17 protein-coding genes are annotated in these 19,897 nt (G+C 64.7%); 8 read left to right on the forward strand and 9 right to left on the reverse strand.

Features of this window, described 5'->3' with window-relative positions:
• Nucleotides 1–29: 29 nt before the first annotated feature.
• The 3 genes from aceA to GGD40_RS21165 form a co-directional block, all read right to left on the reverse strand.
• Nucleotides 30–1,337: an isocitrate lyase gene (gene aceA / locus GGD40_RS21155; protein WP_035546239.1), complete on the reverse strand. Its 1,308-nt coding sequence runs from the start codon at nt 1,335–1,337 to the stop codon at nt 30–32.
• Nucleotides 1,338–1,821: 484 nt separating this feature from the next.
• A complete protein-coding gene (locus tag GGD40_RS21160; RefSeq protein WP_179744796.1) occupies nt 1,822–3,504 on the reverse strand; it encodes a DEAD/DEAH box helicase in 1,683 nt (560 codons plus the stop codon).
• Between the two features lie 595 nt (nt 3,505–4,099).
• The gene (locus tag GGD40_RS21165) at nt 4,100–4,369 is read right to left on the reverse strand and encodes an acyl-CoA-binding protein (RefSeq protein WP_035549067.1); all 270 of its coding nucleotides are present in this window, start codon (nt 4,367–4,369) and stop codon (nt 4,100–4,102) included.
• A 168-nt stretch (nt 4,370–4,537) separates the two neighbouring features.
• Here GGD40_RS21165 and tsaB point away from each other — a divergent pair, with 168 nt between their 5' ends.
• Genes tsaB through GGD40_RS21185 form a run of 4 tightly spaced genes read left to right on the forward strand, consistent with a single transcriptional unit; the run spans nt 4,538 to nt 7,938 of the window.
• On the forward strand, nt 4,538–5,356 hold the full coding sequence (tsaB, locus tag GGD40_RS21170; RefSeq protein ID WP_179744797.1) for a tRNA (adenosine(37)-N6)-threonylcarbamoyltransferase complex dimerization subunit type 1 TsaB: 819 nt from the start codon (nt 4,538–4,540) through the stop codon (nt 5,354–5,356).
• On the forward strand, nt 5,353–5,847 hold the full coding sequence (gene rimI, locus GGD40_RS21175) for a ribosomal protein S18-alanine N-acetyltransferase (RefSeq protein ID WP_179703915.1): 495 nt from the start codon (nt 5,353–5,355) through the stop codon (nt 5,845–5,847). Before tsaB ends, rimI begins: the two co-directional genes overlap by 4 nt.
• Complete coding sequence (locus GGD40_RS21180; protein WP_179744798.1) at nt 5,834–6,940, forward strand: uracil-DNA glycosylase; 1,107 nt, start codon at nt 5,834–5,836, stop codon at nt 6,938–6,940. Before rimI ends, GGD40_RS21180 begins: the two co-directional genes overlap by 14 nt.
• Nucleotides 6,937–7,938: a DUF1853 family protein gene (locus GGD40_RS21185; RefSeq protein ID WP_373565304.1), complete on the forward strand. Its 1,002-nt coding sequence runs from the start codon at nt 6,937–6,939 to the stop codon at nt 7,936–7,938. The genes GGD40_RS21180 and GGD40_RS21185 overlap by 4 nt, the downstream gene beginning before the upstream one ends.
• Before the next feature lie 59 nt (nt 7,939–7,997).
• Here GGD40_RS21185 and thiD read toward each other — a convergent pair whose 3' ends face one another.
• Nucleotides 7,998–8,804 carry a bifunctional hydroxymethylpyrimidine kinase/phosphomethylpyrimidine kinase gene (gene thiD / locus GGD40_RS21190; RefSeq protein ID WP_179744800.1) on the reverse strand — a complete coding sequence of 269 codons (807 nt, stop codon included), beginning with the start codon at nt 8,802–8,804 and terminating at the stop codon, nt 7,998–8,000.
• A 62-nt stretch (nt 8,805–8,866) separates the two neighbouring features.
• Entirely contained in the window at nt 8,867–10,174 is a 1,308-nt protein-coding gene (gene lplT / locus GGD40_RS21195) for a lysophospholipid transporter LplT (RefSeq protein WP_179744801.1), read from the reverse strand.
• A gap of 220 nt (nt 10,175–10,394) precedes the next feature.
• On the opposite strand from lplT, the gene alr reads away from it, so the two are divergent.
• The 3 genes from alr to GGD40_RS21210 all read left to right on the forward strand — a co-directional run bounded on the left by alr (nt 10,395) and on the right by GGD40_RS21210 (nt 13,336).
• On the forward strand, nt 10,395–11,465 hold the full coding sequence (alr, locus tag GGD40_RS21200; RefSeq protein WP_179744802.1) for an alanine racemase: 1,071 nt from the start codon (nt 10,395–10,397) through the stop codon (nt 11,463–11,465).
• Between the two features lie 50 nt (nt 11,466–11,515).
• Nucleotides 11,516–12,892: a DNA repair protein RadA gene (radA, locus tag GGD40_RS21205; protein ID WP_179703920.1), complete on the forward strand. Its 1,377-nt coding sequence runs from the start codon at nt 11,516–11,518 to the stop codon at nt 12,890–12,892.
• Between the two features lie 165 nt (nt 12,893–13,057).
• The gene (locus GGD40_RS21210) at nt 13,058–13,336 is read left to right on the forward strand and encodes a DUF2866 domain-containing protein (RefSeq protein ID WP_179703921.1); all 279 of its coding nucleotides are present in this window, start codon (nt 13,058–13,060) and stop codon (nt 13,334–13,336) included.
• Between the two features lie 111 nt (nt 13,337–13,447).
• On the opposite strand, the gene GGD40_RS21215 is transcribed toward GGD40_RS21210, so the two are convergent.
• Entirely contained in the window at nt 13,448–14,569 is a 1,122-nt protein-coding gene (locus GGD40_RS21215) for a CaiB/BaiF CoA transferase family protein (protein WP_257030531.1), read from the reverse strand.
• A gap of 100 nt (nt 14,570–14,669) precedes the next feature.
• Nucleotides 14,670–16,613: an ATP-binding cassette domain-containing protein gene (locus tag GGD40_RS21220; protein WP_179744803.1), complete on the reverse strand. Its 1,944-nt coding sequence runs from the start codon at nt 16,611–16,613 to the stop codon at nt 14,670–14,672.
• 136 nt (nt 16,614–16,749) lie between these two features.
• On the opposite strand from GGD40_RS21220, the gene GGD40_RS21225 reads away from it, so the two are divergent.
• A complete protein-coding gene (locus GGD40_RS21225) occupies nt 16,750–17,229 on the forward strand; it encodes a glutathione peroxidase (RefSeq protein ID WP_179703923.1) in 480 nt (159 codons plus the stop codon).
• Between the two features lie 104 nt (nt 17,230–17,333).
• Here the strand turns inward: GGD40_RS21225 and cls are convergent, their stop codons facing one another.
• Together cls and prmB are read right to left on the reverse strand one after the other, a co-directional pair.
• A complete protein-coding gene (gene cls, locus GGD40_RS21230) occupies nt 17,334–18,785 on the reverse strand; it encodes a cardiolipin synthase (protein WP_179744804.1) in 1,452 nt (483 codons plus the stop codon).
• Nucleotides 18,786–19,007: 222 nt separating this feature from the next.
• On the reverse strand, nt 19,008–19,892 hold the full coding sequence (prmB, locus tag GGD40_RS21235; RefSeq protein ID WP_179744805.1) for a 50S ribosomal protein L3 N(5)-glutamine methyltransferase: 885 nt from the start codon (nt 19,890–19,892) through the stop codon (nt 19,008–19,010).
• Nucleotides 19,893–19,897 lie beyond the last annotated feature (5 nt).

The raw sequence follows: 19,897 nt of genomic DNA on the forward strand, positions 1-19,897 counted from the left end.
TCGAACCACGGGAACCGGGCGCGCCGTACTTACGCGACCTTCTTGTCGAAGAACTGTTCGTCTTCCGTCGAGCCGTGCAGCGCGGTCGTCGAGGCGTCGCGTTCGACCGTTTGCGTCACGGCGTCGAAGTAGCCGGTGCCGACTTCGCGCTGATGCTTCACGGCGGTGAAGCCCTTGTCGGCGGCAGCGAATTCAGCCTGCTGCATTTCGACGAACGCCGTCATCTGATTGCGGGCGTAACCGTGCGCGAGGTTGAACATCGAGTAGTTCAGCGCGTGGAAGCCGGCCAGCGTGATGAACTGGAACTTGTAGCCCATCGCGCCGAGTTCGCGCTGGAACTTGGCGATGGTCGCGTCGTCCAGGTTCTTCTTCCAGTTGAACGACGGCGAGCAGTTGTACGACAGCAGCTGGTCCGGGAATTCCTTGTGGATCGCGTCGGCGAATTTCTTCGCGAACTCGAGGTCCGGCTTGCCGGTTTCGCACCAGATCATGTCGGCGTACGGCGCGTAGGCGAGGCCACGCGAGATCGCCTGTTCCAGACCCGGCTTGGTGCGGTAGAAGCCTTCCACCGTGCGCTCGCCGGTCAGGAACGGCTTGTCGTTGTCGTCGATATCCGACGTCACGAGATCCGCCGCTTCCGCGTCGGTGCGCGCCAGCAGCACGGTCGGTGTGCCGGAGACGTCGGCAGCCAGTCGCGCGGCGGTCAGCTTGGCGATGTTTTCGCGCGTCGGCACCAGCACCTTGCCGCCCATGTGGCCGCATTTCTTCACCGAAGCCAGTTGATCTTCGAAGTGCACGCCCGACGCGCCGGCTTCGATCATCGCCTTCATCAGTTCGAACGCGTTCAGCACGCCGCCGAAACCGGCTTCAGCGTCGGCGACGATCGGTGCGAAGTAGTCGATATAGCCTTCGTCGCCCGGATTCTTGCCTTCCGACCACTGGATCTGATCGGCGCGCGTCAGCGTGTTGTTGATGCGCTTCACGACCAGCGGCACCGAGTTCGCCGGATACAGCGACTGGTCCGGGTACATTTCGCCGGCCACGTTGGCATCGCCCGCCACTTGCCAGCCCGACAGATAGATTGCCTTGAGGCCGGCCTTGACCTGCTGCATGGCCTGGTTGCCGGTCAGCGCGCCGAGCGAGTTGACGAACGGCTCGGTGTTGACGCTTTCCCACAGCTTTTGCGCGCCGCGCTTGGCCAGCGTGTGGTCGACCTGCACCGAGCCACGCAGACGGATCACGTCTTCCGCCGAGTAGGTCCGCTTCACGCCTTTCCAGCGCGGATCGGTGTCCCATTGCTGTTGGAGTTGCTTGGCTTGTTCTTCGCGCGTCGTCATGGTGTGCTCCTTAGTTGCCTGTAATGGGTAGGTGACTCTGTCTTCGTCGAAGCGGTTGGCCGGTTTGGCGTTTCGTTCCGTGAAGTCTTATATAAGAGTCTAGGCAAATCGATGCGGGCGCAATAGACGGGCGGAAGGGTTTTTTGGATATTTATTTCTATTTAAAATCAATGGCTTGAATAGATCGTTTCGCATTAAGAAACGACTTTTCCCATCTTGCAATAGGACGTCTTGTGCCGTGCAGCACGATTTTTTACGACGCAAAAAAATTTTCCACATCGTGAAATTTCAGCATCGATCAAATCGCGGACGAAAAAAAACCGGCGCTTGAGCACCGGTTTCTCTCGACTGACGAACGGCGCGGGGCCGTTCGGGTCTTTTTCACACTAACTTGCTGTATCACTCGGGACCGACAACGCGCGCTGTGGCAGTTGATACTCGCGGGCGCGCGGTGCCGTTATCGGGCGAATACTGATCGGCTAGCTTAGCTGCCGCGCCGCGCCGTACGCGGGCCGTCGCTGCGGCGTGTGCCGTAGCCGCCGTCGCGCGAACCGCCGTAGCCTTCACGCGAACCACCGCCGAAGCCGCCTTCACGCGAACCACCTTCACGCGAGCCGCCGCCGAAGCCACCTTCACGCGAACCGCCGCCAGCCGACTTACCGGCCCAGCCGCCGCCATTGCCGCTGCGCGCACCGCCGCCGTTACCGGCCGGCTTGCCTGCGCCGCCGCCGCTACCGAAGCGACGGCCAGCACCGCCACCGTTGCCACCGCCCGGACGGCCACGGCCGCCAAAGCCAGGACGGCCGCCGTTACCCGACGGAGCCGACTTGCGCGGCTCGAAGCCTACAACGATGTTGACCGGCAGCGGGGTGCGCACGAAGCGCTCGATGCGCTTCAGCGCGCCTTGTTCAGCGTGATGCACGAGGCTCACCGCGGTACCCGTGCGGCCAGCACGGCCGGTACGGCCGATACGGTGCACGTAGTCTTCAGCGAACTTCGGCAGGTCGTAGTTGAACACGTGCGTGATGCCCGGAATGTCGATACCGCGAGCGGCGACGTCCGTTGCCACCAGCACGCGAACGCGACGCTCGCGCAGTGCCTTGATCGTGCGGTTACGCGCGCCTTGCGGCAGATCGCCGTGCAAAGCGGCCGATTCGAAACCGGCGTCGGCCAGACGGCCGGCCAGCTGGTCGGCGTCCATCTTGGTTGCCGTGAACACGATAGCCTGGTCGAGGCCTTCGTCACGCAGCAGATGGTCGAGCAGACGATCCTTGTGATCGCGGTCGTCCACGTAGTGAACCGTTTGCGAGATGTTGGTGCGCTGTTCGAGGCGCTGAACGATTTCGATGCGTTCCGGATCCTTCAGCAGACGGCCCGTCAGCGAACCGATCTTGCCGTCGAGCGTGGCCGAGAACAGCATGGTTTGACGCGTAGCCGGCGTAGCCGCGACGATCGTTTCGATGTCTTCGATGAAGCCCATGTCGAGCATGCGGTCGGCTTCGTCGAGCACCAGGATCTGCAGTTGCGACAGATCGATACGGCCGCGTTCCAGGTGGTCGATCAGACGGCCCGGCGTGGCGACCAGGATTTCCGGGTTCTTTGCCAGCAGCATCAATTGCTGGCCGTAAGCGACGCCGCCCAGAATGCTGACGGTGCGCAGACGCTTCAGATGCTTGCCGTAGTTGGCAGCGGCGGTGGTGACCTGCATCGCGAGTTCGCGGGTCGGCGTCAGGACCAGCATGGTCGGACGGGCAACCGGTTGCGGACGGCGCGTGTTGCGGGCGTCGGCCGCCGGACGCGCTTCACGCGGCTGGCTGGCTTGCGCCTTTTGCAGTTGCGAGAATCGCTCGATGGCGGGCAGCATGAACGCGGCGGTCTTACCCGAACCGGTCGGGCTCGAGACCATCAGATCGCGGCCGGCGATACCGGCGGGGATAGCGCGTTGCTGAACCGGCGTCGGGTTCTGGTAACCAGCGGCGGTCAGCGCGGAGACGACATCCGCGGAGAGACCGAGCGACGCGAACGTCGGGCCGGTCGGCGCGGCGGCTTCAGCGGCGACGGCTTCCGGAGCGGCAGCGACGGCTGCGACTTGTTCCGGTGCGTCGGCGAGACCGAGGGCTTGATCGGCGATGGCGTTCAACGGGCTGGAGGTGTTGCTCGAAGTCATGAGAATCCTTGGTACACAGGGAATTAAAACGTCGGCGCCAATCGGCATACCCAAGTCGTCGGATTCAGCGAGCAAAGAAGCAGCGAGCAAATCGAAAAACGGGGGCAGCTCGCGACAATGAAGGCGAGCTTTTCGTTAGAAGCTGTATCGGATGCGACATGCCAACACGGCGTGCCGCCAGCCTGGTACATGATCGCCCGTAGGGGGCTAGGCAGGAGGGGACAGGTTCTAAACTGGATTGGAGCTAAACGCTACGAGGCGCTGCGCCGCAAAGGCCGCTGGAGGAAAGCCGGGCAGAGCAGTGAAGCGCAGGCAGCATTCTATAGGGTTTTGTTGCACTGCGCCACTGTTAGGAAACTTCTTAGTGGAAAAAATTGCTTTTTCTGGCTGCGCGGGGCGCGCTAAGCGGCGGCGGGCGGGGCGCCCAGCGTTTAGCCGTGGCGCGGATCAGGCAAGTGACGCGAAGGGGAGAAGAGCGGGAGACCGCGCTAATTGCGCCGCCAGTCGGCTACGCGGACAGTCGCCAGACAGTCCGACCGCTCAACGGCCCGATCGCCAGGCGACCAGGCGCTCCCGATCCGCCGCGCTATCGCTGTCAGGCCGCCGTGCCGTTCTTCAGCGATTCGACGAGTTCCGCGTATTGCTGTTTGGCGGCGTCCTGCGTTGTGCCTTTGAGCGCGCCCCACGCGTCGTATTTGTATTTGCCGACGATGTCGGTGAAGCCCGGCTTGTCGCCGTGGACGTCACCTTCGGTCGCCTGCTTGAAGAGCGCGTAGAGGCGCAGCAGCGTGAGGTTGCCCGGACGCTCCGTCAACTGTTTGACGTCTTCCTGGGCCTGCGCGAATTGGGTGGTGATGTCGGTCATGTTCGTTTTGCCCGGTAGGCGGGAGTGGGTTACGGTGGCCGACGATCATAACAATTGCATGCCGCTGACGGCCCGAGGGCTTATTCCAAACGCCGGCCGCCGGCTTGCGGGCCAACCCGAACCAGATTGGCGCGCGCCGTGCCGATCACGCCGATTACAATACGGTCCATGACTCAAACTGTGCTCCTCGCTCTCGATACGTCGACCGAATTCTGTTCGGTAGCGCTTTTGTCCGTCGCCGGCGCCGCCGCCGGCCAGACGCATGCCGAACCCCGTCTGTGGGTCCGCCACGAGCAGACCGGCGCGGTCTCCAGCACGCGCCTGCTCCCGGCAATTCGCGAACTGTTTGCCGAAGCCGGTCTGACGCTGGCGGACTGCGACGCGATCGCGTTCGGCTCCGGCCCCGGCTCGTTCACCGGACTGCGGACGGCAACCGGCGTCGCGCAAGGTCTCGCATTCGGCCTGAATCTGCCGGTCGTGCCGGTCAGCACGCTGCTGGCTTGCGCGGAAAGCGCCCGGTTGCGCGATCTGTCGGCGACGCGCGTGCTGGCCGCGCTCGATGCCCGTATGGACGAAATCTATTGGGCCGACTTCGCGTGGGATGAGGCGCAGGGCGACTGGCGCACGCTGCAAGCGGCCTCGCTCGACGCGCCGGAGCGGTTGGTGTTGCCGGAGGTTCCGTTCACGCTGGCCGGCAACGCGGCTGCCGCGTTCGGCGCGCGGCTGCCCGCGGTGGCCGCGGCGCGCACGGTCGATGGCGACGCGCTGCCGCACGCTGTGCCGCTCGCGCATGCCGCGCTGCGTGCGTTGCGCGCCGGCCGCACCGTGCCGGCCGATCAGGCCGCGCCGGAATATGTACGCGACAAGGTCGCGCAGACCACGGCGGAGCGGATGGCCGACAAGGCTGAAAAGGTCGAGAAAGCCGAGAAAGCCGAGAAAGCCGCCCACGCTTCGCACGACGCTCAGCCGGGCGAGGGCGGCCAATGAGCGGCGTGTTGCTAGCTGACCGCTACATATCGCCGATGACCGAAGGCGATCTGGACGAGGTCGCGGCCATCGAAAAGATCGCTTATGAGTTTCCGTGGAGCCGGGGCAATTTCGGCGACTCGCTGCGCAACGGCTATTTCGGCATCTGTCTGCGTCATGTGACCGGCGCGCTGATCGGCTATTGCGTGCTGATGCCGGTGGTCGACGAAATGCATCTGCTCAACCTGTGCGTGACGCCTGCCTCGCAGGGCGTCGGCGCCGGCCTCGCGCTGCTGCGCGAAGCGGTGCGAATTACCCGCGCCGAAAAACTCGAAGGACTGCTGCTCGAAGTGCGGCCGTCGAATCATCGCGCGATCCGACTGTACGAGCGCTTCGGCTTTGCGTCGATCGGCCGGCGCAAAAATTATTATCCGGCGCGGCATCGCAGCCGGGAGGACGCCATCGTGATGCGTTTCTCGTTTGCCACGGAGGGCGCAGATGGCGCTGCATGATTCGGTACTGGAAGAGTTCGGCCTCGCGCCGCTGTGGGTGCGTCGCGGAATGGCGGCGCAGCCGGTTGCGTCTGAAGCGACAGAAGCGTCTGAAGCGGCCAGCGGGCAAGATGTGGCCGCAGCAGCCGCAGTTGAGCCGGAGATGCGCCGCGCGGCTCAACCGTCGCAGCAACCGGCCACACGCGATCGCTCCGACGATCGCGACGCGCCGACGCGCGCAAGCGAATCATCACGTCCCGTACAGGACGGCCGGCCAAACGAGCGCCGTACGCAACCGGCGCAACCTGAAGTTCAAACACGCTCGCAACCGCCCGCCGTCGAAACACCGCGTCAACCGAAGCCGCCATCCCGGCCCGCGGCACAATCGCGCGCCCCTGAACAACCGCCTTCATTCGACGCACCGCCCGACGACGATTTCGCGTGGTTCGACGATCTGCCAACCGAGGCGCCCGGACATGGGCATGCTCCGTCCGAAAGCCGCCGCGAAGCATCGCAGCCGCCGGCGATCCACACGCTTGACTGGGACGCGCTGAGCGAACGCGTCGCCGGCTGCGAAAGTTGCCGATTGTGCGAGAAGCGCACCAACACGGTCTTCGGTGTGGGCGATCGCAATGCCGACTGGATGCTGATCGGCGAAGCCCCCGGGGAGAATGAAGATCGTCAAGGCGAGCCGTTCGTCGGCCAGGCCGGCAAGCTGCTCGACAACATGCTGCGCTCGCTGACGCTCGCGCGCGACACCAACGTCTATATCGCGAACGTGATCAAGTGCCGGCCGCCCGGCAACCGCAATCCCGAGCCGGACGAAGTCGCGCGCTGCGAGCCGTATCTGCAGCGTCAGGTGGCGCTGGTCAAGCCGAAGCTGATCGTCGCGCTCGGCCGCTTCGCCGCGCAGAGTTTGCTGAAGACCGAGGCGAGCATTTCGTCGCTGCGTGGCCGCGTGCATGAATACGAAGGCGTGCCGGTGATCGTCACCTATCACCCGGCCTATCTGCTGCGCAGCCTGCCCGATAAGTCGAAGGCATGGGCCGACCTGTGCCTCGCGCGCGACACGTGGCGCGCAGCCGGCGGCGCGCCCGCGAACCCGCCGAAGTGACGACCGCCGATGGCCCGGCGGCGCACGTCGCCGTCGCGCCCGGCGCTTGCGCCGCGACGCTCGACACGCTGCTGACCCGTTTGCGTGAGCCCGCCGTGCGCGATCTCGCCTGGTTGCTGCTGAGCGCCGATCTGTTGCGCGCGCAACCACCGGCCGGCGTGCTCGCGACGCCGTTCGACACGCCTCAGGAGTTTGCAGCAACCATCGCCTGGTTGCGCGCGCTCGACGCCGCGCCGGCGCCTTTACAGCACGATCTGACGGCCACGCGCATCACGCGTCTTGGCCGTTACGCTGAACGCCTGCTCGGCTGGTTCTTGCAGCACGGACCGGCGGCGCGGCTGATCGCGGCGGGTGTGCCGCTGCGGCATGAAGGCATCACGCTCGGCGAGTGCGATTTTCTGCTGCAGACGCAACGCGGCGCGCGGCTCCATTGGGAGCTGGCGGTGAAGTGCTATCTGCATGCCGGCGCGGGACGCGGCCGTCTGGCGGACTACGTCGGACCGAATCTGAAAGACCGCTTCGATCTCAAGCTCGCGCATGTGTTGAATCATCAATTGCCGATGAGCGCGCGTGAAGCGTTCGCGTCGACCGGTTACGCGGGGCCGTGGACGCCGCAGATGTTCATCAAAGGCTGGCTGTTTTACCGGCACGGCGAGACGCCGTTCGATCCCGTCGAACTGGATCCGGCGCATGGGCGCGGGTGGTGGGTGACGCGCAGCGACTGGCCGGGTTTCGCGGCCGAGCAGGCGTGCAAATGGCGGACCTTGCCGCGCCTGGAGTGGCTCGCGCCGAGGCGCTACGAGCAGCACGAGGCGGATGCGGCAGAACAGACGCTTGTCGATGCCGACACGCTTGCCGCGCAAACTTCGCATCAGCATGGACCGGCGATGGTCGTCGCATTCGACGAGGACAGTGCGGGCAATCTGGTGGAACGCTCTCGCGGTTTTATCGTGCCGGACGAATGGCCTGAGCAGGCTCAGGTTTACGCGCGGCAGTAGCAGTAGCAATAGCAATAGCAATAGCAGCTAGCCGCAGCCGCGCCCAGCCGTCTAATCCGTCACCACCACCGATAAAAGTGATGCACCGGCCCAACCCCGCTGCCCACATCTAACTGATCGCTCGCCTGCAGCGCACCGGTCAGATAAAGCTTCGCATCGGCCACCGCGCTCGCCAGATCGCCGCGTTGCGGAATCAGCGCCGCAATCGCCGACGACAACGTGCAGCCCGTTCCATGCGTGTTCTTCACCGGCACACGCGGACCGCCAAGACGCAACGTACCGCCTGCTTCAACCAGCCAGTCCGGACTATCCGCCGCGCTCAAATGGCCGCCCTTCATCAGCACCGCGCGCGCACCGAGCGCGCGCAGGGCTTCGCCTTGCTCGACCATGCCGGCTTCATCGGTCGCGCTGGGCACGCCGAGCAACGCGGCGGCTTCCGGCAGGTTAGGTGTCAGCAGATCGGCGAGCGGCAGCAGTTCGTCGCGCACCACCGCGACCGCATCCGGCAGCAGCAACGCGTGATTGCTCTTCGAAATCATCACCGTGTCGAGCACGACGTGTTTGGGCTTGTAGCGCCGCAATGCATCCGCGACCGCTCGCGCGATCGGTGCGTTCGCCAGCATGCCGATCTTCACGGCGTCGATGCGGATGTCGTCGAACACCGCGTCGAGCTGCGCCGTCACGAAGCCGGGGTCCGGCGCGTGAATTGCCGTGACGCCGCGCGTGTTCTGCGCGGTCAGCGCGGTGATCACGCTCGCGCCATAGGCGCCGAGCGCCGAGAAAGCCTTCAGATCGGCCTGAATGCCCGCACCGCCGCCGGAATCGGAACCGGCGATGGTCAGCACATTGGGAATGGGTTGAGTCATGGCAAAGCGAGGAAAGAGGAAGGCGCGGGCGCTCGCGGGAAAAGCGGACGGCCCGCAGCGGATCAGTGCCTGACTTCGCCGATCAGCGCGACCGAGTCGAACTCGCGCTGGTTCGCCTGGTGGCGGCGCATGACGAGCCACATCATCAGACAGACGAAGGTGCCGAACAGCACGATCACGGCCGTGACCGGCACGTCGAGCCACACCAGCACGGCGTAGAGGCACAGCATGACCAGCACGGAGAGATTTTCGTTGAAATTCTGCACGGCGATCGAGTGACCCGCCGACATCAGCACGTGCCCGCGATGCTGCAGCAGCGCGTTCATCGGCACGACGAAAAAGCCCGACAGGCCGCCGACGATCATCAGGAAAATATACGCGACGATCAGGTAGCCAGGCACATGCAGGCGGCCGAAATACACCCCCCAGTGAGCGGGGAACAGGCTGCGCGTGTAGAACGCCATCAGCATCACGGCGATACCCATCATGATGCCGACCGGCAGCACCGAGAGCGACTTCTTCAACGGCACGCGCGAAGCGGCGTAGATCGCGCCGACCGCCACGCCCACCGCGACCACTGCCTGCAGAATCGCGGCTTCCGACAACGACATGTTCAGCGACACCTCGGCCCATTTCAGCACGATGAATTGCAGCGTCGCGCCGGCGCCCCAGAACAGCGTGGTGACCGCGAGCGAAATCTGACCCAGCTTGTCGCGCCACAGCACGAGGAAGCAGTCGGCGAAATCGGTGACGAGCTTGATCGGGCCGCGTTCCTGTTTCGGATAACGCGCGCCGGTGTCGGGAATGCGCAGATTGAACAGCGCGGCGATGATGTAGATCGCCATGATGACGAGCATCGCCGCTTCGGCCGGCGTGTTGACCGTGGGAATGTGGTGCCTGAGGATCGGTGCGGCGATGTGCGGACTGATCAGCGCGCCGCCGAGCACGGTGCCGAGAATGATCGAGCCGACCGTGGTGCCTTCGATCCAGCCGTTCGCGGCGACCAGCCGGTCAGGCGGCAGCAGTTCGGTGAGAATGCCGTATTTGGCGGGGGAGTAGGCCGCCGCGCCGAAACCCACGATGCCGTACGCAATTAGCGGGTGCGCGCCGATCAGCATCGTGATGCAGCCGACGACCTTGATGGTGTTGGTGACGAACATGACGCGCCCCTTGGGACGCGAATCGGCGAAGGCGCCCACGAAGGCGGCCAGCACGACGTACGACAGCACAAAGAACAACTTGAGCAGCGGCGTCATCCAGTTCGGGGCGTGAAGATCTTTCAGCAGTGCAATAGCAGCGATCAGAAGCGCATTGTCGGCCAGCGACGAAAAAAACTGCGCGGCCATGATGGTGTAAAAACCTTTTTTCATCTGATGCGATGCTGTCCTCGCTGCGGTCTGTCCGCCCCGGTGCCGTGTGGAAGGCGTCCGGGCTTATACCGTTCGAAATGGGTTGTGCGCACGGCTTTATATCATGAAAATAGCTGGATTCGGACTAGCAAAATCCTTGATCGCACCGCCCAGCGGGCTGCCGAGCGTTGAAAACGCCCTGTAAGCCGCTGATTCGCAAGCGTCTTTACGAAAATATCCCATGCCGCGCCCCCTTTCAGCCACGATCCATACCGCCGCACTCGCCAATAACCTCGCTGTCGCCCGCCGTTACGCGTCGAAATCCAAGATCTGGGCCGTCGTCAAAGCCAACGCCTACGGGCATGGTCTCGCCCGTGCTTTCCCTGGTCTGCGCGCCACCGACGGCTTCGGTTTGCTTGACCTCGAAGAAGCCGTGAAGTTGCGTGAATTGGGCTGGGCCGGCCCGATTCTGCTGCTCGAAGGTTTCTTCCGTCCGACCGATATCGACGTGATCGACCGCTACAGCCTGACCACCGCGCTGCATTCGGACGAACAGTTGCGCATGCTCGAAATGGCGCGCCTGTCCAAACCCGTCAACATCCAGTTGAAGATGAACACCGGCATGAACCGCCTCGGTTACACGCCGGAGAAATTCCGCGCTGCGTGGGAACGCGCGCGCGCCGCCCAGGGCGTCGGCCAGATCACGCTGATGACCCATTTTTCCGATGCCGACGGCGACCGCGGCATCGACTATCAGATGGAAGCGTTCGAGCGCGGCGCGCAAGGCATTGCCGGCGCGCGCAGCCTGTCCAACTCGGCGGCCACGCTGTGGCATCCGGCCGCGCACTTCGACTGGGTGCGCCCGGGCATCATCCTGTATGGCGCGTCGCCGTCGGGCGTGACGGCCGCGATCCAGGGCACGGGCTTGCAGCCGGCCATGACGCTCGCGTCGGAACTGATCGCCGTGCAGACCTTGAGCGAAGGGCAAACGGTCGGCTACGGGTCGTCGTTCAAATCGCGTGCGCCGATGCGCATCGGCGTGGTCGCGTGCGGCTACGCGGACGGCTATCCGCGGATCGCGCCGGAAGGCACGCCGGTGATCGTCGACGGCGTGCGTACGCGGATCGTCGGACGGGTCTCGATGGACATGCTGACCGTCGACCTGACGCCGATTCCGACCGCCAACGTCGGCTCGCGCGTCGAGCTGTGGGGCACCTCGCTGCCGATCGACGACGTCGCGCAGTCGTGCGGCACGATCGGCTACGAGCTGATGTGCGCGGTCGCGCCGCGCGTGCCGGTGCGGGCCGAGTAAGCGCCGAATAAAGCATCAATCCAAAAACAGCAACTCAGGCAATCTCGCGCGTGGCTAAACCCAAGACTCTGTACATCTGTAGTGAATGCGGCGGGCAATCGCCGAAATGGGCCGGGCAGTGCCCGTCATGCAATGCGTGGAATACGCTGGTCGAATCGGTGGCGGAAGCGCCGTCCACGCACCGTTTCCAGTCGCTCGCGAAAAGCGCGCCGGTGCGCCGTCTCGCCGACATCGAAGCGTCCGACGTGCCGCGCTTCTCCACCGGCGTCAGCGAGTTCGACCGCGTGCTCGGCGGCGGCCTGGTGCCGGGCGGCGTGGTGCTGATCGGCGGCGATCCGGGCATCGGCAAATCCACGCTGCTGCTGCAATCGCTCGCGGAAATCGCCGCCCACAAACGCGCGCTCTATATCAGCGGCGAAGAATCCGCCGCGCAGATTGCGTTGCGCGCGCAACGGCTTTCGTTGCTGGAGCCCGGCTCGAAAGCGAGCGAGCTGCAATTGCTCGCGGAAATCCAGCTCGAAAAAATCCAGGCGACGATCGCCGAGCATCAGCCCGACGTCGCGGTGATCGACTCGATCCAGACGGTCTATTCCGACGCGCTGACCTCCGCGCCGGGTTCGGTCGCGCAGGTGCGCGAGTGCGCGGCGCAATTGACGCGCATCGCCAAGCAGTCGGGCACCACCATCATCATGGTCGGCCACGTGACCAAAGAAGGCGCGCTGGCCGGGCCGCGCGTGCTCGAACACATCGTGGATACCGTGCTGTACTTCGAGGGCGACACGCATTCGTCGTATCGCCTGGTGCGCGCGATCAAGAACCGCTTTGGCGCGGTCAACGAGCTGGGCGTGTTCGCGATGACCGAGCGCGGCTTGCGCGGCGTGGCCAATCCGTCGGCGCTGTTTCTGTCGCAGCACGAGCAGTCGGTGGCGGGCTCCTGCGTGCTGGTGACGCAGGAGGGCACCCGGCCGCTGCTGGTCGAGGTGCAGGCACTGGTCGACGCGGCCAACGCGCCGAATCCGCGGCGGCTCGCGGTCGGTCTCGAACAGAACCGGCTCGCGATGCTGCTGGCGGTGCTGCACCGGCACGCCGGCATTGCCTGTTTCGATCAGGACGTGTTTCTGAACGCGGTGGGCGGCGTGAAGATCACGGAACCGGCGGCCGATCTGGCCGTGCTGCTCGCGATTCATTCATCGATGCGCAACAAGCCGCTGCCGAAAGGCCTCGTCGTATTCGGCGAAGTGGGGCTGGCCGGCGAGATCCGGCCGTCGCCGCGCGGTCAGGACCGGCTGAAGGAAGCGGCCAAGCTGGGCTTCTCAGTCGCGGTCATTCCGAAGGCCAATGCACCGAAACAGCCGATAGAAGGCTTACAGGTCGTTGCGGTCGATCGGCTCGAGCAGGCGATCGACCGGGTCCGCACGCTCGAATAGACGGGCTTCCGGCGCCGGCGGGCGCCGTGCGGACTGCGCCTGGCGGTAATGGCCGGTAAATATCTCCATATTGGCTGTAACCTGCCGGTCAACCCTTTTTCCTAAGCTGCAAGCGTATTGCATTGCCGTATGCATCGCTTCAGACGCCAGAAAAAGGATCACGCCTTGAAACAGTCATGTGAAACCGTAGTCGATCGGTCCATCCAGGTGCGCGGTTGCCGCGTCTCCGCACCGATTCGGCAGCCTTGGGGCGGCGCCTGCCGGATCGTCGAGTGGATCGATACCACCGGGCAGATTTCGCGCCGGGTAGTGGCCGAAGATGCCACGGCCGCCGAGGTGCGCGCCACGATCAATCGTCATGTGGAAGGCCGCAAGTACGTGCTGTACGACGACGAGAAGACGCCGCGTCAGACGCTGCCGCGACAGGCGGTAGTGCGGCGTTGAGGGGCGCGTGGTTTGTAAGAGGTGCGTGCTTTGTAAGAGCCCTGGGCTAAGAGTCTTGGGTTCCGAGCCCCGAGCCCCGAGGTTTCAGGCCCTAGGCGCCAAGGCCCGCACTCAGTTGAACCCGCGCCGTAATTCCATGCGCGGCTGCAGGTCAGCCTGCTCTTTCTTCTTTTTCTTCGCTTCGATGGCGCGCTCAGCCTCCGCTGCGGCCGCCAACGCCGCCGCATAAGCCTGCGGATTGAACAGCGGGTGCTGCGCGGCTTCCGCCGCCGTCAGCACCGGCGAAACGCAGCAGTCGAGCGGCTCCAGCAGCAGAACCCAATCTTTCAGCGCACGCTTGCCGATCACCCCGGCGAGTTCCTGCGTCAGCGCGGCGGCGTCCGGGCCGCCGATCGCCTGACCGAGGCTCCAGTGACGGGTGGCCCATTCAGGCCGGTCGAGCGCCATGCACAGGGTTTCCCAAAACTTCAGTTCGAGCGCACCGACCGCGAGCCAGCGGTCGTCGAGCGTGCGGTACAGGTTGTAGCAGGGTACGCCACCGTTCAGCAGACCGGCGCCGGCGGCGGGCGCCGCGCCTTCGTTGGCGAGTGAGACCTGGGCGACGACGTTGTGCGCGTGGGTGACGTGCGTCATCGAGACATCGACGAAGCGGCCTTCGCCGCCGCGCGACACCTGCCACAACGCGGCGAGAATCTGCGTGACCGCGCTCAATGCGCCGCCGAGCAGGTCGGCGATCTGGAAATTCGGCAGGATCGGCGTGCCGTCGCGGCTCGCCAGTTGTTCGAGCACACCCGCATAGCCGATGTAGTTCAGATCGTGGCCGGCATGATCGACGAATGGGCCGCTCGCGCCATACCCGCTGATCGCGCAGTAGACGAGCCGTGGATTGAGCGCGCGCAGCGTCTCGTAGCCCAGGCCCAGCCGCTCCATCACGCCGGGCCGGAAACTTTCGATCAGCACGTCCGATTCAGCCGCGAGTGCGCGCAACACGTTGCGGCCGGCGTCGGACTTGAGGTCGAGACGGGTCTCGCGCTTGCCGCGATTGACCAGCCGGTAGAACGCGCCAGGCCGTCCGGCCACCCGGTCGCTCGACGACTGCATCATCGTGCGGGTCGGGTCGCCCGCGCCGGGCGCTTCGATCTTCAGCACGTCGGCGCCGAGTTCAGCGAGCCGCAACGCGGCGACCGGGCCGGGCAGCAGGCGCGTCAGGTCGAGCACGCGCAGTCCTTGCAGCGCGGGCGGCGCCGCGTTGGACGATGACACGGATGATGCTGTCGCGGATGACAAGGCCAACCTCCCGTCGATACCGGCGCGGATCGAAAACCGCCTGCCGTTAGCCGATTTGCTCGAGTTCCTCGTGAGTCTCGAGCCATTCGGCTTCGAGCGTTTCGAGGCGCGCGTTCACATCTGCCTGACGGCGGATCGCCTCCGTCAGCTTGCTCTTCTGTTCGGGCTCGTAACTGGCCGGATCGACGACGAATGCATCCAGTGTCGACTTCTCCGTGTTGAGCGCGTCCATTTCCTTTTCGATCTTGGCAATGCGGCTTTGCAGCGGCTTTTTCAGGTGCCCGAGCTTCTGACGCGTTTCCGCTTCGAGACGCCGCTGTTCCTTGCGGTTCACGCCGTTGTCCGCGCCGCTGTCCACGTTGCTTGCCGCCGCGCCGGCCTTGATCGCCGCGCGCTGTTCGGCCGCGTGTTGCAGCAGCCAGTCGCGGTAGTCGTCGAGATCGCCGTCGAATTCCTGCAGACGATGTTTCGCGACCAGCATGAACTGGTCGGTCGTGGCGCGCAGCAGATGCCGGTCGTGCGACACCAGAATCAGCGTGCCTTCGAACTGCGCGAGCGCCATGGTCAGCGCGTGCCGCGTTTCGAGATCCAGGTGGTTGGTCGGCTCGTCGAGCAGCAGCAGATTCGGCTTTTGCCAGATGATCAGCGCGAGCGCGAGGCGGGCCTTTTCGCCGCCGGAGAACGGCGCGATTTTCGACGTGGCCATTTCGCCGGAAAAGTTGAAGCTGCCGAGGAAGTCGCGCAATTCCTGCTCGCGCGTGTCCGGCGCGAGACGCGCGACGTGTTGCAACGGTGTGTCGTCGGCGCGCAGCGTTTCGAGCTGATGCTGCGCGAAGTAGCCGATCCGCAGCCCTTTGCCTTCGCGCACATGGCCGCCGAGCGCCGCGAGCGTGCCGGCGAGCGTTTTGATCAGCGTGGATTTGCCCTGGCCGTTCGCGCCGAGCAGGCCGATGCGCTGCCCGTTCTGAATGGACAGCATGACGTGCTCGACGATCGGAATCTCGACGCCTTCGTCTTCGTTGCGATACCCGCAGCGCACGTTTTCCATCACCATCATCGGATTGGGCGCGGAATCGGGCGTACGGAATTCGAACGTGAACGGCGACTCGGCGTGCGCCGGCGCGATCATTTCCATCTTCTCCAGCGCCTTCACGCGGCTCTGCGCCTGGCGTGCCTTGGTGGCCTGCGCCTTGAAGCGGTTGATATAGCTCTGCAGATGCTCGACCGTGCGCTGCTGCTTCACATACGCGCTCTGTTGCAGCGCGAGCTGCTGCGCGCGCAGCACTTCGAATTGCGTGTAGTTGCCGCCGTAGCGCTTGATCTGCTGGTGCTCCAGATGCAGCGTGACGTTGCAGACCGAATCGAGGAATTCGCGGTCGTGCGAGATCACGATCAGCGTGCCCGGATAACGGTTCAGCCAGTCTTCGAGCCAGACGATCGCGTCCAGATCCAGGTGATTGGTCGGTTCGTCGAGCAGCAGCAGATCCGAGCGGCACATCAGCGCCTGCGCGAGATTCAGGCGCATGCGCCAGCCGCCCGAGAAGCTGCTGACCGGCTCGCGGGTCTGGTCGAGCGTGAAGCCGAGGCCGAGCAGCAACGCTTCGGCGCGTGCGGGCGCGGTGTAGCCGTCGGCGTCGGCGAAAGCCGCGTGTGCTTCGCCTTCGGCCGCGCCGTCATGCGCAGCGGAGGCCGCGGCAATCGCGGCTTCGATCGCGCGCAAGGCCGCGTCGCCGTCTAGCGTGTAGGCGAGGGCGGTTTTATCGGCGGCCGGTGTTTCCTGCGCGACGTGAGCGATCTGCCAGTTGGGCGGCATGGCAAAGTCGCCGCCGTCCGCATGCAGTTCGCCGAGCAGCACGGCAAACAGCGTCGACTTGCCCGCACCGTTCGCCCCCACGAGGCCGGCTTTTTCGCCGGGGTTGAGGGTGAACGTGGTGTTGTCGAAGAGCGGCTTGGTGCCGCGCGCGAGGCTGAACTGATTAAAGCGGATCACGAAGAGGCCGGCTGGAGAAAAACGCTATTTTAGACTGCCGGGACGGACACCGGGCGCTCAACGGGGATCGGCCATTCGGCCGACTGTTCCGGCGCGGCTTTTGGCATAGACTGGCAGCTTTTACGGGGGAGCACACATGGCATCGATTTATTCTTTTTCGGCACGTAAGCTCGGCGGCGAGGAAGTGAGTCTCGAGCAGTATCAAGGCAAGGTTTTGCTGATCGTCAACACGGCGAGCGAATGCGGCTTCACGCCGCAATATGCGGGTTTGCAGAAGCTGTTCGACACCTACGCGGCGCGCGGACTGGCGGTGCTCGGCTTTCCGTGCAACCAGTTCGGCAAGCAGGAGCCGGGCGATGCGTCGGCAATCGGCAGCTTCTGTGAGAAGAACTACGGCGTGACCTTCCCGATGTTCGACAAGATCGACGTGAACGGCGCGAACGCGCATCCGCTGTTCCGCTATCTGACCGAAGAGGCGCCGGGTCTGCTAGGTCTCGAAGGGATCAAATGGAATTTCACCAAATTCCTGATCGGCCGCGACGGCAGCGTGCTGAAGCGCTACGCGCCGCTGACCAAGCCCGAGGCGATCACCGAGGATATTGAAAAGCAGTTGTGACGGGTTGGGTGTTGTGGATTTGTGGGTGTTGCCGGAGCTAGAGCCGAAAGCGAAATCGAAATCGAAGTGAGTCGGTTCGTCAGGCGGAATTGTCGAAGCGACGCCTACAGCACCGGCGAAAACAGCCGCGCCACATGCATCAACACCCGCCGCAGCGCGCTCGCATTCCGATACTCGGTGAGGTCGATTTCGCGCGACTCGGCGAAGTCGTTCAGCAGCATCGCTTCGACCTCTTTGGCGAAGCCGCGGTCCACCGTCAGCACCATGATTTCGAAGTTCAGCCGGAACGAGCGGTTATCGAGATTCGCGCTGCCAATGGCCGCGGCCACGTTGTCGATCAGCACCACTTTCTGATGCAGGAAGCCCGGCTGATAACGGAAGACACGGATCCCGGCGCGCAACGAATCGTACGCATACAGTTTCGACGCGGTGAACACCACGCGGTGATCGCGCCGGCTGGGAATCAGAATGCGCACGTCCACGCCACGCAGCACCGCGAGCCGCAATGCAGCGAACACGGCCTCGTCGGGTATCAGGTAAGGCGTGGTAATCCAGATCCGCTCGCGCGCCGCGTTGATCGCTTCGACGAAGAACAGCGAGCAGGTCTCCTGCTTGTCGGCCGGTCCGCTCGGCACCACCAGGCAGTGCATGCCCGGGCTCGTGGTCTGATCGGCCGTGGGCGCCGCCGGCATGTCGAACGCGGGCAATTGCTGGGTGGCCCAGTGCCAGTCTTCGGTGAACACGAACTGAATGCTGGCAACCGCCGGGCCGCGCACTTCGATATGCGTATCGCGCCACGGCGACAAAGGCGGCTTGCCGCCCAGATATTCGACGCCCACGTTATGGCCGCCCACAAACGCGCGTTCGCCGTCCACCGAAACGATCTTGCGGTGATTGCGGAAGTTCAGTTGCAGACGGTTCACAAAACGGCGATTGGTCGCGAACGGATGCGTCTCCACGCCGGCCGCGCGTAGCGCCGCCACGTAACGGTGCGGCAGATCGAAGCTGCCGATGCTGTCGTACAGGAAGTACACGCGCACGCCTTGCTGCGCTTTCGCGATCAGCGCGTCCTTGAGCATCTCGCCGAGCGCGTCGTCGCGCACGATGAAGAACTGCACGATCACATAGCGACGCGCGTTTTCGATCGCTTCGAAAATGGCTTCGAACGTCGCCGCGCCGTTCACCAGCGTGCGCACCGAATTGCCCGGCAGGAACGGCATGCCGCCGAGCCGCGTGAGCGAATGCACGAGCCGCGCGCCGAGCTCCTGGGTAGGCAGTCCCGCGGACGAAGCCCGCGTGTCCCATTCCGGCGGATGCGCGCGCGTGCGCAGCAGTTCGTTCTCGACGCGGCGCGCGTCGGCATAACCGGCGAATTTGCTGCGGCCGAGGAACAGGTACGGCACCAGCGTCAGATAAGGCATCGCGACCAGCGACACGGCCCACGCGATCGCTCCTTGCGAGGTTCGCGTGTTGAGAATCGCGTGGCACGCCGCGACCACGCCGAGGAGGTGGGCGAGGGCGACCAGCGGACCGACGTGAAGCAGGTCGAATTGCATAGGCGGGCGAAGGGTTGGCGAAGCGCGGCTCAAGCCGGGTGGATGAGCGGCGGGTAACTGACCGCGCTCATCTTACCGAACGTGCGTGCGTTGAGGGGGTGTTCAGGCCGCGCTTGGAAATCCCGGCCATGGTGACCGGCGCGGCGGGGCGGCGTCGTGCGGCAAAAGCAGGCTTTGCCGCGCGTGTCGCCCGGTCGGGCAATCCAGATCAAACAAGCCCGCTCAAACCGGCAGATCGGCGGCCTGAATCAGGAATACGTTGTCGTCGCCGGCGCTGGTCGACAGCCAGACCAGGTCGAGGCCGCCGAAGGCCGCTTCGACATTCGCCCGCTCGTTGCCGATCTCGACCACCAGCACGCCCTCGTCGGTCAGCCAGTTGCGTGCCTGAGCGATGATTCGCCGCACGATGTCCATGCCGTCGGCGCCGCCCGCCAGCGCCATGTCCGGCTCGTGCTTGTATTCGGCCGGCAGCTCCTGCATCGAAGCGGCGTTCACGTACGGCGGATTGCTGATGATCACGTCGTAGCGGCGCTCGGCGAGCGGCGCGTACAGATCGCCTTCGAACAGCGCGATGCGGTCGTCGAGCTTGTAGTCCGTCACGTTGCGCGTGGCGACTTCGAGCGCCGGCGCCGACAGGTCGACCGCGTCGATATCCGCGTTCGGGAACGCGTGCGCCGCGAGAATCGCCAGGCACCCGGAGCCGGTGCACAGTTCGAGCACCGCGCTCACCTGCTCGGGATCTTCCACGTAAGGCTGCAAGCCGTCCTGCAGCAATTCGCCGATAAACGAACGCGGCACGATCACGCGCTCGTCGACGTAAAAGCGGAAGCCGTGCATCCACGCTTCCTGCGTGATGTAGGCGGCCGGCACGCGTTCGCTGGCGCGGCGTTCGATCACGTTCAGCACGGTGTCGATCTCGGCCGCGCTCAGGCGCGCGTCGAGAAACGGTTCCAGCAGATCGAGCGGCAGATGCAGCGTGTGCAGCACGAGGTAGGCGGCTTCGTCGTAAGCACTGACCGAGCCGTGACCGAACGACAGTTCAGCCTGGTTGAAGCGCGAAACCGCGAAACGCAGCAGGTCGCGAACAGTGGAAAACGGGAGCGTCATCGCAA

Origin of the sequence: Paraburkholderia bryophila, assembly GCF_013409255.1 — a bacterium.
GTDB lineage: Bacteria > Pseudomonadota > Gammaproteobacteria > Burkholderiales > Burkholderiaceae > Paraburkholderia.

Bases quoted from the DNA above. Each gene is read 5' to 3' on its own strand.
- aceA (WP_035546239.1), bottom strand. From the start codon at position 1,337: ATGACGACGCGCGAAGAACAAGCCAAGCAACTCCAACAGCAATGGGAC.
- GGD40_RS21160 (WP_179744796.1), bottom strand. From the start codon at position 3,504: ATGACTTCGAGCAACACCTCCAGCCCGTTGAACGCCATCGCCGATCAA.
- GGD40_RS21165 (WP_035549067.1), bottom strand. From the start codon at position 4,369: ATGACCGACATCACCACCCAATTCGCGCAGGCCCAGGAAGACGTCAAA.
- prmB (WP_179744805.1), bottom strand. From the start codon at position 19,892: ATGACGCTCCCGTTTTCCACTGTTCGCGACCTGCTGCGTTTCGCGGTT.
- cls (WP_179744804.1), bottom strand. From the start codon at position 18,785: ATGCAATTCGACCTGCTTCACGTCGGTCCGCTGGTCGCCCTCGCCCAC.
- alr (WP_179744802.1), top strand. From the start codon at position 10,395: ATGCCGCGCCCCCTTTCAGCCACGATCCATACCGCCGCACTCGCCAAT.
- GGD40_RS21225 (WP_179703923.1), top strand. From the start codon at position 16,750: ATGGCATCGATTTATTCTTTTTCGGCACGTAAGCTCGGCGGCGAGGAA.
- lplT (WP_179744801.1), bottom strand. From the start codon at position 10,174: ATGAAAAAAGGTTTTTACACCATCATGGCCGCGCAGTTTTTTTCGTCG.
- rimI (WP_179703915.1), top strand. From the start codon at position 5,353: ATGAGCGGCGTGTTGCTAGCTGACCGCTACATATCGCCGATGACCGAA.
- tsaB (WP_179744797.1), top strand. From the start codon at position 4,538: ATGACTCAAACTGTGCTCCTCGCTCTCGATACGTCGACCGAATTCTGT.
- GGD40_RS21180 (WP_179744798.1), top strand. From the start codon at position 5,834: ATGGCGCTGCATGATTCGGTACTGGAAGAGTTCGGCCTCGCGCCGCTG.
- thiD (WP_179744800.1), bottom strand. From the start codon at position 8,804: ATGACTCAACCCATTCCCAATGTGCTGACCATCGCCGGTTCCGATTCC.